This window comes from Shouchella rhizosphaerae, assembly GCF_900142675.1.
In the GTDB taxonomy this organism is placed as follows: Bacteria; Bacillota; Bacilli; order Bacillales; family Bacillaceae_D; genus Shouchella; species Shouchella rhizosphaerae.
Window position 1 is genome coordinate 811,006 of record NZ_FRBS01000001.1, and the last position, 14,962, is coordinate 825,967.

The 14,962-nt window shown below is 44.0% G+C and carries 18 protein-coding genes and 1 riboswitch; of the genes, 5 read left to right on the top strand and 13 right to left on the bottom strand.

Annotation, left to right across the window (positions count from 1 at the left end; translation table 11 throughout):
• Window positions 1-22: 22 nt before the first annotated feature.
• Window positions 23-66: riboswitch (PreQ1 riboswitch) on the bottom strand.
• Between the two features lie 119 nt (window positions 67-185).
• Window positions 186-1,415: an aminopeptidase gene (locus BUC05_RS04220; RefSeq protein WP_011246973.1), complete on the top strand. Its 1,230-nt coding sequence runs from the start codon at window positions 186-188 to the stop codon at window positions 1,413-1,415.
• A 61-nt stretch (window positions 1,416-1,476) separates the two neighbouring features.
• Here the strand turns inward: BUC05_RS04220 and BUC05_RS04225 are convergent, their stop codons facing one another.
• Both BUC05_RS04225 and BUC05_RS04230 read right to left on the bottom strand, forming a co-directional pair.
• Window positions 1,477-2,856 (bottom strand): alanine/glycine:cation symporter family protein, encoded by a 1,380-nt coding sequence (locus BUC05_RS04225; RefSeq protein WP_011246974.1) that lies wholly within the window; start codon window positions 2,854-2,856, stop codon window positions 1,477-1,479.
• 130 nt (window positions 2,857-2,986) lie between these two features.
• Window positions 2,987-3,259 (bottom strand): acylphosphatase, encoded by a 273-nt coding sequence (locus BUC05_RS04230; RefSeq protein WP_011246975.1) that lies wholly within the window; start codon window positions 3,257-3,259, stop codon window positions 2,987-2,989.
• A 191-nt stretch (window positions 3,260-3,450) separates the two neighbouring features.
• Here BUC05_RS04230 and ywcE point away from each other — a divergent pair, with 191 nt between their 5' ends.
• Window positions 3,451-3,732 carry a spore morphogenesis/germination protein YwcE gene (gene ywcE, locus BUC05_RS04235; protein WP_011246976.1) on the top strand — a complete coding sequence of 94 codons (282 nt, stop codon included), beginning with the start codon at window positions 3,451-3,453 and terminating at the stop codon, window positions 3,730-3,732.
• A 38-nt stretch (window positions 3,733-3,770) separates the two neighbouring features.
• On the opposite strand, the gene qoxD is transcribed toward ywcE, so the two are convergent.
• Genes qoxD through qoxA form a run of 4 tightly spaced genes read right to left on the bottom strand, consistent with a single transcriptional unit; the run spans window position 3,771 to window position 7,619 of the window.
• On the bottom strand, window positions 3,771-4,085 hold the full coding sequence (gene qoxD / locus BUC05_RS04240) for a cytochrome aa3 quinol oxidase subunit IV (protein WP_011246977.1): 315 nt from the start codon (window positions 4,083-4,085) through the stop codon (window positions 3,771-3,773).
• Window positions 4,086-4,700 carry a cytochrome aa3 quinol oxidase subunit III gene (gene qoxC, locus BUC05_RS04245; protein WP_011246978.1) on the bottom strand — a complete coding sequence of 205 codons (615 nt, stop codon included), beginning with the start codon at window positions 4,698-4,700 and terminating at the stop codon, window positions 4,086-4,088.
• A 3-nt stretch (window positions 4,701-4,703) separates the two neighbouring features.
• Entirely contained in the window at window positions 4,704-6,647 is a 1,944-nt protein-coding gene (qoxB, locus tag BUC05_RS04250) for a cytochrome aa3 quinol oxidase subunit I (RefSeq protein WP_011246979.1), read from the bottom strand.
• Window positions 6,648-6,680: 33 nt separating this feature from the next.
• Window positions 6,681-7,619 carry a cytochrome aa3 quinol oxidase subunit II gene (gene qoxA, locus BUC05_RS04255; RefSeq protein ID WP_081427714.1) on the bottom strand — a complete coding sequence of 313 codons (939 nt, stop codon included), beginning with the start codon at window positions 7,617-7,619 and terminating at the stop codon, window positions 6,681-6,683.
• A 295-nt stretch (window positions 7,620-7,914) separates the two neighbouring features.
• Between qoxA and BUC05_RS04260 the strand changes: the two genes are divergently transcribed.
• On the top strand, window positions 7,915-8,166 hold the full coding sequence (locus BUC05_RS04260) for a hypothetical protein (protein WP_011246981.1): 252 nt from the start codon (window positions 7,915-7,917) through the stop codon (window positions 8,164-8,166).
• Window positions 8,167-8,194: 28 nt separating this feature from the next.
• Here the strand turns inward: BUC05_RS04260 and BUC05_RS04265 are convergent, their stop codons facing one another.
• The 5 genes from BUC05_RS04265 to BUC05_RS04290 form a co-directional block, all read right to left on the bottom strand.
• Window positions 8,195-9,361 carry an alpha/beta hydrolase gene (locus BUC05_RS04265; protein WP_011246982.1) on the bottom strand — a complete coding sequence of 389 codons (1,167 nt, stop codon included), beginning with the start codon at window positions 9,359-9,361 and terminating at the stop codon, window positions 8,195-8,197.
• 17 nt (window positions 9,362-9,378) lie between these two features.
• The gene (gene msrA / locus BUC05_RS04270; protein ID WP_035201700.1) at window positions 9,379-9,909 is read right to left on the bottom strand and encodes a peptide-methionine (S)-S-oxide reductase MsrA; all 531 of its coding nucleotides are present in this window, start codon (window positions 9,907-9,909) and stop codon (window positions 9,379-9,381) included.
• A 70-nt stretch (window positions 9,910-9,979) separates the two neighbouring features.
• Window positions 9,980-10,291: a HesB/YadR/YfhF family protein gene (locus tag BUC05_RS04275; RefSeq protein WP_011246984.1), complete on the bottom strand. Its 312-nt coding sequence runs from the start codon at window positions 10,289-10,291 to the stop codon at window positions 9,980-9,982.
• A 268-nt stretch (window positions 10,292-10,559) separates the two neighbouring features.
• Window positions 10,560-11,435 (bottom strand): chemotaxis protein, encoded by an 876-nt coding sequence (locus BUC05_RS04285; protein ID WP_011246985.1) that lies wholly within the window; start codon window positions 11,433-11,435, stop codon window positions 10,560-10,562.
• Window positions 11,436-11,552: 117 nt separating this feature from the next.
• Complete coding sequence (locus BUC05_RS04290; protein WP_011246986.1) at window positions 11,553-12,476, bottom strand: dipeptidase; 924 nt, start codon at window positions 12,474-12,476, stop codon at window positions 11,553-11,555.
• Window positions 12,477-12,541: 65 nt separating this feature from the next.
• On the opposite strand from BUC05_RS04290, the gene BUC05_RS04295 reads away from it, so the two are divergent.
• Window positions 12,542-12,964, top strand: a complete 423-nt coding sequence (locus tag BUC05_RS04295) for an Hsp20/alpha crystallin family protein (protein WP_011246987.1) — start codon at window positions 12,542-12,544, stop codon at window positions 12,962-12,964.
• Window positions 12,965-12,978: 14 nt separating this feature from the next.
• Window positions 12,979-13,293, top strand: coding sequence for a YppG family protein (locus tag BUC05_RS04300; RefSeq protein WP_011246988.1), 315 nt, complete (start codon window positions 12,979-12,981; stop codon window positions 13,291-13,293).
• Window positions 13,294-13,330: 37 nt separating this feature from the next.
• Here BUC05_RS04300 and BUC05_RS04305 read toward each other — a convergent pair whose 3' ends face one another.
• Together BUC05_RS04305 and BUC05_RS04310 are read right to left on the bottom strand one after the other, a co-directional pair.
• The gene (locus BUC05_RS04305) at window positions 13,331-13,672 is read right to left on the bottom strand and encodes an iron-sulfur cluster assembly accessory protein (RefSeq protein ID WP_050748974.1); all 342 of its coding nucleotides are present in this window, start codon (window positions 13,670-13,672) and stop codon (window positions 13,331-13,333) included.
• Window positions 13,673-13,712: 40 nt separating this feature from the next.
• Window positions 13,713-14,939 carry an EAL domain-containing protein gene (locus BUC05_RS04310; protein ID WP_235360746.1) on the bottom strand — a complete coding sequence of 409 codons (1,227 nt, stop codon included), beginning with the start codon at window positions 14,937-14,939 and terminating at the stop codon, window positions 13,713-13,715.
• Between the last annotated feature and the right edge of the window lie 23 nt (window positions 14,940-14,962).

The following is a 14,962-nucleotide window of genomic DNA, read 5'->3' on the forward strand; positions in this document are numbered from 1 at the left end:
ACGAGCATTCGGATACTCCAACAATTGGTTAGTTTTTTATAGAGGGAGTTCGCGAACCTCTTCTTTCTAATTATCGTGCAACCTTCATTTTACCATGTTCTTGTGTGGATTTGTTTGCATATCTCCATGAAATTGGTAAACTACTATAGAAGGAAAATCATTCGTGCAGAAAGAAGGCGTTCGTTATGTCATTTCAAGAAAAAGTCGAGAATTACGCAAATTTGGCTGTGCGTGTTGGCGTCAACATCCAAAAAGGGCAAACATTGTTTGTGCGTGCGCCGCTTTTTGCCGCAGACTTCGTCCGTCTAGTCGCCAAAAAAGCGTACGAAGCTGGTGCCAAACATGTCCGTGTCGAGTGGAGCGATGAGGAATTAACTAAAATGAAATTTGAGCTCGCTCCAGACGAAGCGTTTGATGAATATCCAAATTGGCAAGCGAAAGCGCTTGAAGAAGAAGCAGACAACAATGCTGCCTTTTTAAGTATAACTGGCGGAAATCCAGACTTATTAAAAGACGCAGATCCTGACCGTGTTGCCAGAGCCAACAAAGCAGCTGGCATGGCATTAGACACATTCCGACGCTACATCCAGTCTGATAAAGTGAGCTGGTCGATTGTGGCTGTTCCTACAGTCAGTTGGGCAGAAAAAGTATTCCCTGACGCGAAAGGCGAAGAAGCAGTGACAAAGTTATGGGAAGCGATATTTGCGGCAACACGTATCAATGAAACAGACCCTGTAGCTGCTTGGAAGCAACACCTCGCCACACTTGATGAAAAAAGAAACAAATTAAACGAGCATCATTTCCATGCCCTCCATTACAAAGGAAAAGGGACTGATTTAACGATTGAACTGCCTGAAACCCACATTTGGACATCTGGAGGAAGCACAAGCAACGCAGGCATTGACTTTGTTGCGAATATGCCGACAGAAGAAGTATTCTCAGCTGCTAAAAAAGATGGTGTTAACGGCACTGTCATAAGCACAAAACCACTTAATTATGGCGGCACGCTGATTACTAATTTCACGTTGACCTTTAAAAACGGAAAAGTCGTCGATTTTTCGGCTGAACGAGGGGAAGAAACGCTGAAACGCCTGCTTGACAGTGATGAAGGGGCACGCTACATTGGTGAAGTTGCACTCGTGCCACACCGTTCGCCGATTTCAGACACAAACCTTATTTTTTACAACACCCTTTTTGATGAAAATGCGTCGAATCACTTGGCTCTTGGCAGCGCCTATGCTTTTAATATTGAAGGCGGCAAAACGATGAGCCCTGAAGAACTTGAAAAAAATGGTTTAAACCAAAGCATTACCCATGTTGATTTTATGATGGGCGCCGCCGATATGGATATCGACGGGGTGGATAAAGACGGGAACCGAGTACCTGTGTTCCGCAACGGCGATTGGGCAATTTAACCCGTTAAAAAAAGCGATGTGCTGGCTGCACATCGCTTTTCGTTTTATGAACGTACGAGTCCTAACTGACTATTTGCTTACTCGTTTGTTTTGCCTGCTGTCGTTCTTGCAAACGGACTTGCTTAAATTTATCGGTTTCTTTAACAATGACATTGGAAAGTAGCAACAGACCAATTAAGTTTGGAATCGCCATAAGCCCATTAAAGATATCAGCAATATCCCAGACAATTTGCACGCTTGTACCAGCGCCAATCATGACGACAACCACGAAAATAATTTTGTAAATAATTGTATTTTTATCACCGAATAAATAGCCGAAACATTTTTCACCATAATAAGACCAGCCAATAATCGTCGAATAGGCAAAAAAGATAATGCCGAATACAACGATATAATTACCGGCGCCAGGAAGGAAAAACTCAAACGCTTCTCCTGTAATGAGCGCTTGGTCGTCACTTGGTCGGCCAATATACAAGCCGCTCATGACGATCGTCAGCCCTGTAATCGTACAAACAATCATCGTATCAAGAAAGGTTCCCGTCATAGAGACGAGCGCTTGCCTGCCAGGATAGTCTGTTTTTGCGGCAGCAGCAGCAATTGGCGCTGAACCGAGGCCTGCCTCGTTCGAAAATACGCCGCGGGCAATCCCGTAACGAATTGCCATACCGATTGTGCCTCCTAAAGCGGCATCGGTATTAAAAGCTTCACGGAAAATCGTCGCAAATGCTTCAGGTACGTGTGTAATATTCATTACGATAATAATTAAGCCGCCAGTCATATAAAAGAGCGCCATAAATGGGACAAATACAGCCGATACACGGCCAATGCCCTTAATTCCTCCAAGTAACACCAAACCTGTCAATGCCATTAAAATAAAGCCCGTTACCCATGGATTGACGTCAAAGTTGGTTGCCAATGAACTTGCGACTGTATTGGATTGTGTCATATTGCCAATGCCAAAAGACGCCAAACAACCAAACAGCGCAAACAAAATAGCAAGCCATTTCCAACCTAGCCCTTTTTCAAGATAATACATCGGGCCGCCAGATATTTCACCTTTATGGTTAACGACACGGTATTTGACAGCTAAAATCGCTTCCCCATACTTGGTTGCCATTCCAAAAAAAGCCGCGACCCACATCCAAAAAAGGGCGCCAACGCCTCCTAAAAGAATCGCCGAAGCCACACCTGTCATATTGCCAATGCCAAGTGTCGCCGCCATAGCCGTCATTAATGATTGGAAATGGGAAATATCCCCTTCTCCACTCTTTCCTTTCTTTTTGCTTCTGCCAAACGTCAACCTTAATGCATAAGGCAAGTCCCTAATTTGCAAAAAACGAAGCCTAATCGTCAAATAAATCCCTGTTCCTACAATGAGGAACAATGTGATCGGCCCCCATACTACATTATTAATTGCATCGACTATGCTACTGAAACTCACAAACATGCCCCCTTTTGTCGATTTTTTTCTTTTTAAATTGAATAAATTTAGTTTAGTGAATTTATGCCTAGAAGTCTACAAAAAAAACCAATCTCGCTGATTAAAGCGAAATTGGCAACAATGATAGTAGTCAGTAGATGGTCGAAAAACGCCCCTCCTTTTCTTTTTTAGGAATTTCCTTCTTCTCCATATGTTCAACTTTTGCAAAATGGTTACCTTGCCCGACTTTTGCTAAAAACTGTTCTATTTCAGTCTCCTCGCCTTGGACTTGGATGACCACGGAACCTTCTGGGCGATTTTGAACTGTGCCCGTTACGGGATATTGGCTCGCTGTCTGTTCCACAAAAGCGCGAAAACCAACCCCTTGCACTCTTCCTGTTACTTCGACTTCATACCGTTTCATCATAGGCTCCCCCTTAACTGATTTGCTTGATTGTACCATACCCATTTGCCAAAGCAAAAAACGTCGCCCAAATTAATAGCAAACGCTTTCAATTGTGTCGATTTTGTGATAGTATAAAAGTGCACAAAACAGACACAATATTGACATCTATTGTTCACAAAGATGGAATACTTGGGAAAGGAGTGGTTCAAATGGATTTGTTTTTCGCCTATATGTTTGTCGCCAGCGCGACGCCATTATTTTTGTGGCTGGAACACCGAAAAATTGCCCTTGCCAGCATTCCGTTTATCATTGTCATGTGGGTGCTAGCCCTTGCCCACATTTTTGATGGATTTTTGTTCGACCTTCACCACTCTGCATTTGTCACAGCGTTTCTGATCAACGTCTTTATCGCCCATTTTGCTGCCCTTGTTCTTTATGTTTACCCACACCTCCGCAGCAAATCAAGGCGTTTTACACAGTCGACTGAATAAAAAAAGCGCATTCCAGCTCTGGGAATGCGCTTTTTTCTTTAAATGTGGCCCGTTCTCAATACTAGATAAGAACCGATTACAATAATCACCGCAATGATAATGGCAAACCATGTGTGGCCGACTTGCACGTAACCTGCTTTGCCTTCACCTATATGCATAAACATATGAAGCTGTACTGTCATCTGGATAAAGGCAAACACAAAGACAATAATGATACGTACATCCCAAGCCAAATTGGTTTGCGACATTACCCATACTGCTAGTAGCGTGAGGACAATTGAGAGCACAAAGCCAATCACATGTTTCCAAGGAAAACCGTGGTGGTTGGCTGCTGTTTCTTTTTCCTGTGCCATTTACACCCACTCCATTCCTAGCAAATATACGCCGGTAAAGATCATAATCCATACAACATCTAAAAAGTGCCAATACAGGCTGGCAATGAAAAATTTAGACGTTGTCCGCGGCGTAAACCCGCGTTTTAGCATTTGAATCGCCAACAACACAATCCAGCCGATGCCGATCGAGACGTGCAAGCCATGTGTGCCAAGCAGCACAAAGAATGTTGACCAATGGGCGCTTGCCGACAAGGTCGCCCCTTCATGGACATAATGAATAAACTCATATATCTCAAAGCCAACAAATCCAAGGCCTAGTAAAAGCGTCAAACCAATCCAGACAAGTGTTTGATTCATTCTACCGGCACGCATTTCATGGATCGCGATCCCACAAGTAAACGAACTTGTCAAAAGCAGAAACGTCATGATTAACACAAGGTTTAAATCAAACAGTTCCGCAGATGGCACGGCCCCGGCATTTCTGTCAACGAGGACAAAATACGAGGCGAACAGCGTTGCAAACAAAGCGAATTCAGCGCCAAGAAAAATCCAGAAACCTAGGATATTGTTGCGACCTTCAGCTGATTGATATTCAAGTGGTTCGTTTGGATTTATCGTTTCATGTGCTGCCACGTTTTACGCCTCCCTCGCTTTATTTTCAATTTCTGTAATTTCTTCTACACTTACATAATACCCGTCGTTGTAATCAAAGGAGCGGATGATCATGCAAATGAAAATTCCAATACCGCCTATAATCGCAAGCGGGAACCAACTAAATACGAGGGCAAAGGAAGCAATGAACATGATCAAACTCATCACTGGTCCAAGCCATGTATTGCTCGGCATATGGATTTTCTGGTAATTCGTATCGGCATTTGGATCAATGCCTTTTTCTTTCATATCCCAGAGAGCATCACGTTCCGCTACTTCAGGGACTTTGGCAAAGTTGTAAAATGGCGGTATTGCTGAAGACGTCGCCCACTCCAATGTGCGGCCGTCCCATGGATCGCCCGTTGTATCGCGTTTTTCATAACGCCAGCTGTAGTAAATATTATAGACGAACAACGCAAATCCAATCGCCATCATGAAAGCACCCACTGTGGAGAGCGCATTAAGCGAAAACCAATTGTCGGATTCCAAGTATGTGTAAATCCGCCGCGGCATGCCGTCAAGCCCGAGAAAATACTGCGGGAAGAAGCAAATATTGAAACCGATCATAAAAATCCAAAAGACCCATTTGCCAATTTTTTCGTTTAAACGATGGCCAAACATTTTCGGATACCAGTAAACCAAACCAGCAAAGCAGGCAAACACCGTTCCCGCAATAAGGACATAATGGAAATGGGACACGAGGAAATACGTGTTATGGTACTGGTAATCAGCTGCTGCCATAGCCAACATTACGCCTGTGACCCCGCCGATGACAAAGTTCGGGATAAAGCCAAGCGACCACAGCATCGGCACCGTGATTCTAATTTTTCCTTTGTGTAGCGTAAAGAGCCAGTTAAAGATTTTGACACCTGTCGGAATTGAAATCGCCATTGTTGTAATCGAGAAAAACGAGTTAACAGCCGCGCTATTCCCCATTGTAAAGAAGTGGTGCACCCATACTAGGAAACTTAAAAACGAAATGATTACAACGGAAGCGACCATCGCATTGTAGCCAAACAGCTTTTTGCGCGCAAACGTTGAAATAATTTCAGAAAAGATCCCAAATGCCGGGAGAATAACGATATACACTTCAGGGTGGCCCCAAATCCAGAATAGGTTGGCCCAAAGCATATCAAGGCCTTGGCCTTGCAAGGTAAAGAACGCAGTGCCGAACAGCCGGTCAAATGTCATCATTGCTAGCGCTACAGTCAACACTGGAAACGCAAGGACAATAATCATTGACGTGATTAAAACGGTCCATGTAAACATCGGCATTTTCATTAGCGTCATGCCTTTAGTGCGCATTTTAAAGATCGTGACAATAAAGTTGATCCCTGTGGCTAGCGTTCCGATACCGGAAAGCTGAAGACCGAGCGCATAAAAGTTTTGACCGACGCCAGGACTGAAGTCATTCGAGGCAAGTGGAAAATACGATGTCCATCCTGCCGCTGGCGAACCGCCAATGATAAAAGAAATATTAAAAAGTGCCATTCCAAAGAAGAATGTCCAAAAACTTAAATTGTTCAAGAATGGAAACGCAACGTCACGCGCGCCGATTTGTAGCGGCACGACAACGTTCATTAAACCAATCAGGAAAGGCATCGCCATGAAAATGATCATGATTGTGCCATGGGTCGTGAAAATTTCATTGTAATGCTGGCTGTTTAAAAATGTCATGCCTGGGGCGGTCAATTGCAAACGCATCATCATTGCGTCGACGCCACCGCGGAAAAGCATTAACAACGCACACGCAATGTACATAATCCCTATCTTTTTATGGTCAACGGATGTGATCCAGTCCGTCCAGAGCACTTTCCATTTTTTAAAATAAGTAAGGGCGACAATTGCAATTATACTTGATAAAGCGATGGAAATTTGCGCACCAAGTATAAGCGGGTCTCCCGTTACAATAAATTCATCCCATCTCAACGGTAAATCCCCTCTCTTCCGTTGTTTGCGCCATTACTCATCATCCAATTCCACTTTATATGTTCTTGATGTGTCAATTGGTTGCGTCAGTTTTGGCATTTCGTACGCTTTGCCTTCTCTCGAATGCGGATTTAGTGGCTCATATCCAAGTTCTGCACTTTTCTCAAGCGCGTATGTCGGATCATAAGCATGGTTGACAAACTCAAGATGTGTTGAAGAGAATGTCATTTCTTCAGCGTGACCTGGAACCATTAGATGTGCGTATTCTTCTTCTGACAATGGTGGTGCTTCCGCTTGCACTTCTTCCACCCATGAATCATAGCTCTCATCTGTTACGGCATTAACAAGGAACCGTTGCTCCGTGAACCCTTCGCCTGTGAAGTTTGCATTACGGCCATTGTACGTGCCTGGTTCATTAGCCATTAAAAACAATTCTGTTTCCATGCCCGACATGCTGTACTTTTGTCCACCAAGCTGCGGTACCCAAAACGATGCCATTGAATCTGCTGAAGTCAATTTGAACTGGACTGGTCGATCAACAGGGATATTGACATAATTGACCGTTTCAATATTTTCCTCTGGATAGCTAAAGATCCATTTCCAGTTTACGCTTGTTGCGTGAATGACAAGCGGATCAACTTGGACGCTGCCTTCAGCCACTTCAGGAGCTTCTTCCAAATTATAAATGGTTATGACAGTTGGTACAGAAAGAATGGTGACAATAATAATTGGAATAATCGTCCAAACGAATTCCAACTTGTGGCTGCCCTCAATCGACGGATCGTAATTGTCATTGTTTCCTCGGTCACGGTACTTGACAATCATGACTGTAAGCAAAACAAACACGACTAAAACAATGAAAATCATAAACCAGATGGATAGCATGATCAAATCGCTTTGCTGTTCCGCTACAGGACCTTGTGGGTCAAGGACCGTCAAATTCCCACAACCACTCAGAAAGAGACCGACCATCGCTAGAGCAAACCATTTAAAGACTTTCGATGGTGTACGCAATAAAATCACCTTTCTTTTGGCAAAATAACTAATTGTTGCATGTATACTTTGTGAAGCAGAAACCAGCAACATAGCTGTACTCCATCCTACCACTTTCGCTTAAAAAAAGCTCTGCTATTAAAGCGGTTACCAACAATTATCATAAATTCGACAAAAAAAAGTTGAGAAGCAGACACAACTTTCCCAAACTTTTCTTGTTAACCAATCATGCCTTTCCCTTTTTTTGTCCATACTAAACGTAAGGAGTGATAATATGAATGATCCATATTTATGTCCAAAGTGCAAAACCAACCGGACAAGGTTCCACCGCATCGTTCAACAAGTTGAACCTGTCAAATTAAGTCCACAAACTGGTGAAATTGTTGAAACGTACAGCGAAGATTCACTTGATGCCTTCCATATGCCATACAAAGGCCCATCGATTCGCATCCAATGTGGGGCGTGTGGATTAAACGAGGCTGAAGACACATTTGTCGCTTTTGCACGAAATAATCAGTTCCAATAAAAACCAGCCCCTATTGCCGGGCTGGTTTTTATTCAAATACTTGGATCATGTGCTTAAACAATAAATACACGCCAATCACATACGCTTCTGCCTCATCTCGCCAAGAATCACGGCCGTCGATCACTTCAACTGCAAATGGCTGGCTATTTTGTGGCTCAGGCAATTCCTTGTTTAGCGCCTCTTTCAAAAAAGCCGCCGCTGATTGCAGCCCTTTGTCCCCTCGCTCCATCACTTCATAGAAAGAGATAAAGCCGTGCATCACTCCATTAAACCGCTGTGCTTGTACATAGATCCCTTCATTATACAAACGTTTTGCCAATGCTTCCCCTTCATCACGTAACGGATCAAACTCGCCCGTTATAACAAGCGTGCTCGGCATCATCGACACGTCTTCAGCATTAAGAGGCGATGTGTAAGGCGATGTCCAATCCGCTTCATTGGGCGCATACGATTGTTGCGCCATTTCCATAACGGCCCGGGATAAAAAATAAAAGCCACTTGCATACATGTCACGTGACGGGAATTTCGTATCTTCAAAAGTAGCCAACGGGTAAAGGAGCGCTTGTCCTGACAAGGCAGGACCGCCTTCTTCTCCAGACATGATAGCAACAGCTGCAGCAAGGTTTCCTCCAGCGCTATCGCCAGCCACTGCAAGCCTATCTCTATCGCCATCTAGCACGTCTGCATGCTCATAAGCCCAGGTAAGGGCATCATAACTATCGTTTACCGCTGTAGGAAAAGCATAAGTCGGAGCAAGCCGATAAGCTGGGGCAACTACAATAGCACCAGTTCGGGCTGCGAGCGAACGGATAATATTGTCATGAGTATCCAAGTCGCCGTACCCTTCCAAAAACGCGCCTCCATGATAGTAAACAATGATCGGGTGTGGCCCAGCAGCGATAGGCTGATAAACAGTCGCTGGAATGTCTTCCCCATCCCTAGTCGGAACCGTGACTTGATGACGTTCAATCGTTGGCGGCGCTTTGACTGCTAAAAAAGCAGGCGCTTCCAGTTTCCCTTCAGGCAAAAGCCGGTTGTTAACGGCGTGAAGCAACACAGCCGTTTTTGGAGGCACTTTTCCCGCTTCTGTATAGCGCCAGCTTTGCACAAAAAAAATCGAGATTAAGCTGATCGTAACGGCCGCCAAAGCAAAGACCGCTACTCCCTTTTTGACAGATTTGGAAAACATCTCCATGAGTGCCTCCTTCCCGGCTATCTCGGTTTGTTTTCTTTCCAGTTCATTGCGATAAATTCGTCTCTTCCGCTTTGCGCCCGGTCTTGTTTATAAGCCTTTGGCTGCTTTTTATAAAAATCTTGATGCTCTTCCTCGGCCCGATAAAACGTGGATGCAGGAAGAATCGCAGTGACAATTGGCTTGTTAAAGCGGTTGCTATTGTTTAATTCTGCTTTCGACGCTTCTGCTAACTGCTTTTGTTCTTCTGTATAATAAAAAATAGCCGTGCGGTACTGACTTCCACGGTCTTGGAATTGGCCGCCATCATCCGTTGGGTCAATTTGCGGCCAGTACAGCTCAAGCAACTTGCTGTAAGGGAACTGTTCTGAATCATACGTAATCTCTACCACTTCATAATGTCCAGTTTCGCCCGTTTTTACTTGTTCATAAGTCGGATTTTTCGTATGACCGCCTGAATAGCCTGATACAATTGCTTTTATGCCTGGCAGCTGATCAAACGGCTGGACCATGCACCAAAAACAACCGCCTGCAAACATTGCTTTCTCGATTGCCAATTTTCATTCCCCATTTCTTCCTTTTCACTTCTATTCTTTCACATGAGAATGTTGCTAGTACTGCCTATTGTTCGCGGTTGGCTTGTTGTTCATATTCAAATTCGATTTCGTCCTTCTTACGACTATATTTCACCCGGACAAGCTGATCTTTAAAATACCAGCTATCTTGTTCTTCAATAAAAAACAAAAAACCGCCCTCTTCATAAACAACAGCCGGTTCAGTTGGTTCCGTTTGGCTCATCCCTAATGAAAAACCGCTTTGCAAGGATCCGCAGCCACCATAACGGCCATAAAATCGAATCGGGACAGGTTCTTCTGCTTCCGAAAACTCTTGTTTAAACCAATTTATCGCAGGTTTCGTAACCTTAATTTCCATCTAGTTTGCCTCCTTGTAGAGTCTTGCTTCGTCTTTCTATCATACCAAGATTTTTAATAACCGTCCAAAATCCGGCTTTTAGCAGCCTATTTTTTTGCATCAGAGAAACTTTTTTGCATAAGAGAATAAACTGTTTGAAAAGGAGTGACACAGCATGTTCGTTAAAAAAAATCATTACCTTTATGCATGCCTCCTCCATAAAGCCGGTCTTATTACAACTGAGCAGCTAGAGTTACTAAAACCAAAAAAGCGAATCCGTTAAATGGACTCACTTTTTTTCCAATAGTTGCCGATCAAGGGCATCGACGAGTTGATGGATGTCTGGCTTGGCCACATGCTCGGTTACGCCGGCTTCTTCCCCTCTTCGTTCCATCAGTCCTTTGTCTAGCGAAGAGAACGCAATAACGGGGGTTTCTTGATAGCGACTGTCTTGGCGCAAATGCCTCGTCAGTTCGTGGCCGTTCATATAAGGCATTTCTATGTCGGTAACGATCGCCTCATATAGTGGGCATGCATCATCCGTCAAATAACGAGACGCATCCCTTCCATTATCGAATGTTGTAACGTCTTCATAGCCAGCCTCTCTCAATGCATCAACAAGAAGTGAACGCAACGTTTTGGAGTCTTCTACTAATAGAAGCGGGTAGTTGCGACGGCGCTCGTCCGTTGCCATTGCCCCTTGCATATGAGACGGTTGGATAAAGTGAAGCACTTTCTCCAAATCAAGGGAGAAGGCAACGCCATTGTCTGGCAACGGAATCACCCCGCTCACAAACGCTTCTTTTCCTTTTGTGACAGCATCTGGTTGTTTGATTATGCTAGAGTGAGTACGGTGAACATGGGAGACAGGTCCCGTTTTTAACGCAAATAATTGTTCCCCCATCTCAATTACGAGAAAATAGACCGTTTCACTTTCGTCTATTTCCAAGAGGCGGTACAAGTTGATTAATGGAATTACTTGGCCGCGCACTTGAATGACGCCCTCAACGATGCTATGTCGGTTTGGTGATTCCGTTACTGGAACTGGTCGAATAATTTCTTTTACTTTTAATACATTTAATGCATAGGTAGACTGTCCTGCTTTAAACAAAACAAGCTCCTGGTCATAACGTTGCTCTTCCGTTTGAAATATGTTAAGCGCCATACGATTCCCTCCGAACTAAGCCTTCATCCTAATATATCGGCGCTTCTACCTTAGCGGTTTAGCCTCGGCCAGTAAAAATAGAGAATTTTGTACTAGCGCCGTTGATATCCCGACGCTTTATCTGCCTATTGCTTTTGTAATGAAATTTTTGTTGCAAAACCCTTCAACTTCCGATTCTTTATAATGTTTTAATAGTTCGTTTACTAAATGTTCATACATGCCTGCGTGCTCTAACTTGTCAACATGAATAGAAATACCGTCAAAGTCTGAACCAAAACCGATATGGTCGACCCCGCCCCGGCTTGCTATGTAGTCAATATGACAAATGAGATCGTGAATAGAAGCGCCCAGCTCGCTTTTTATAAAAGTAGGGTAGAATACGACGCCGATGAAACTGTCCTTTGCAATCAGTGCATCAATTTGGTCATCGTGCAAATTGCGGGGATGACGGCAAACAGCATACGCATTTGAATGGCTGGCAATCGTTTTTTTTGAGCATTCAAGGACATCCCAAAAAGCAGCAATACTTAAATGAGAAACATCATTCAGCACATGGTGTTTGTTATTCAATGCGATCACTTTTTTGCCAAATTCGGTCAGCCCGGCGCCACGCATTTCCCCAATGCCATCGGCGCATAAATTGGCGTCGTTCCATGTTAAGCCAATGGAGGAAACCCCTTTCTCATACAACCATTCCAATTTGCCCATATCTGCTCCTAAGGCATCCATCCCCTCTAAAGCAAGGACAGCACCAATTTCCCCTGCTTTCAAGGAAGAGATTTCAGCCAATGAGCGAATCGCCTTCATGTTCGGCACAGCAAGGACACGCTCATAAAATGCATTGATTTGCTTTTGCACCACTTGAAATTTTGATTCTTGCGGAACAGTTGACGGCACCCAAATGGCAAAAAACTGAACAAACACATTCCCTTGTTTTAACCTTGCTGCATTTGTCGCGATGTCTTCGTCATCGGCAAACGCTTTGTCCTCATCACGCCACAGTTTATAAAGAGCATCGCAGTGTGTATCAATTATCTTCATGTCAAATCACCTTTCTTTCCCTTTTCTCATATTATAGAGCAGTTAAAAGGGATGGAGGTTTGATGATGTCTGAACATTTCCCACGGAAACCAGGGGGCGGCCATGACTTTATGGCGTCAATCGATCAGTTTTTTCAGTCGGCATTTCGGAACTTTTCAACACAATTGTTTGGTTCCTCCATACCGGTACGTATTAAAGAAGAACCAGACCGTTTTGTGATAGAGGCCGAACTTACAGGAATTAAAAAAGAGCAAATTGAGTTGGAATCGCTACGGCAAGCACTTATTATCCGTGTCCGACACAAGGGCGAAATCACGACCATTGATGACGAGACGAAACTAATCACCAAACAACATGCTTCTTCCAAGAGTGAGCGCGCGATTCCTGTCCCATTTCCTTTTACCGAAGAGGACATTCAAGCCCATTATGAAAATGGGTTGCTGCGCATCGTCATTAAAGGAAAGCGGAAAACGATTTCAATTAAATGAAAGGAGGCTATGCCATGTTTCCTGCGCCACGACGCCCCCATCATCAGCAGATGAGCCATAATCAGGCGTTTATGCAACGGCAACAGCCTGGTTTTCAACATCCCCCTTATCAGCACCGACCTTATCACCAAATGCCACAACCGTTCCAGCAAAGCGGATTCCCGCAACAGGCGGCGCCTAAAAAGAAGTCGATCTGGAAAGCTCCGTTTACAGACGATGAAGGAAAATTCGACCTCTCCCGAACAGCGACTTCAGTCGATAAATTTGTAAAAACATTCCAGCAAGTATCGCCGTATGTATCAAGAATTAGCAGTTTTTTCACTAGATAGCACGTGCCAGGCTAAAGTGCTGCCTGGCACAAATGCCTTACCGCCCACAGCGGCTATCGCCACCATCTGCTGGCATCGAGCTTGAACGGACTCGCTGGGCATAGGCTAGCACCCCAGTTGGTGCCACTAACTTTAGTCCCTGTGATGGTACATAGTCTACTTTAACTTCGTTCCCAATTTCCGCTTCTGCTTTTTCGTTATAAATCACCGTGAGTCCTTCAACGTCAACGGTTTGGTCGCCTGCTTCCACAATTCCTTCTTGGATAAAGTACTCCACCATTGTGCTACATTCATACGTATCCTTGGCGGCAATACGGACGACTTCATGCCCTCGTTCGCTTAAATACGTATGGGCTGCAGCTGTTATCGAAATGTTCATTCCTTCTCCTTCCTGCGGCTAACTTGACCCGCTCGATGCTTTACAACAATCCATTTTGTTCAAACAAAAATGCATAAGGAATGTCAACAAAAACATAAAGCTTGTCGTTAAGTGGATAAGAATAGGTACGGATTTGCTCATCTCGTTCAATATCTGTATATAAATCCGATAAAATCCCTTTTTTCTCTACATTCATCCGCACAATGTTCTCAAGAAAATAAGGGCGCCAGCTCCAGTTTTTAGCGCGGCTTTCTTTCAAAAGCAGCCAATTTCCTTCTGCATCTTTCTCAGCATTGGCTGATTGTTGGATCCCGTCTTCATCACAAATGTAGACGCGGAATGTATAAGCATTTAACGCTTTTGCCACGTTTAAAACAATTTCATCGTAGCCTTGGTCTTGTTTCAAGTCCTTCATTGCTTGTTTTAATGTTTGCGACAATTGGTTAGACAGCGTAAATTGCGCCTTCATTTTTTCTCTTTCATAGTGGATAAAGTGATGCATATCTTTTTTTAATTTGTCTTTAAAGCTGTTTTCGTCGACAAACCCTTTGGTTGCTTGTTGGAAATAAGGACCTTGATAGTAGCGCCCACCGCTGCGCCACGCATAATTAAACTGCGCAAACGTTTCAACCCCTTGAAACAATAGGGTTGCGCCAATTTTGCGGGCGAAAAGAGCCAACGGCTGATGGACATCTCGATACATCCCTGGCAACAAATTTTCTTCTAGAAACGAGCAGTTGACGCAAATAACATTCGGCTTTAGTTTTGTGAACAACTCCAGTTGGTTGGCTGCTGAATAATCGGCATTCACTGCAAGCTGCACGCCTAAACTTTGCATATAGACCATCGTATGTTTCACTTCCAGCAACTCTTCAACGCTCTGTTCACACACAATGTTAACAATGATGCGTTTTAAGGGGATGCCGAGTTGCTGCATTGCTTCCAGCCGGTCCAACAGCATCTGACCTGCTTGTTTTTTTAATAGCCTGACATCATAATTGAAATAAAGCATTTTTTTTCCGTTTTCGGCTGTGTACAAGTCAATTGCTTTTTTCTGCAAATCGTCTTCTAGTTCGAGGCGGTATTCGCTAGGAATGCTTCTATCTTCGAAAAACCAGTTCAACTTGATCCGTTCATTTGCCTCCATCCAATAAGGTTGGACTTCATAGCCAACCACTTGCTGTTTGTCTGCACTTACGATCGGAAGAAAAAAAGGGATAACCCGGTTCTTGTTCATCATAATATCTAGCGGGTCCAATGGAATCACCTCTCCCACCCATTGTACCATAC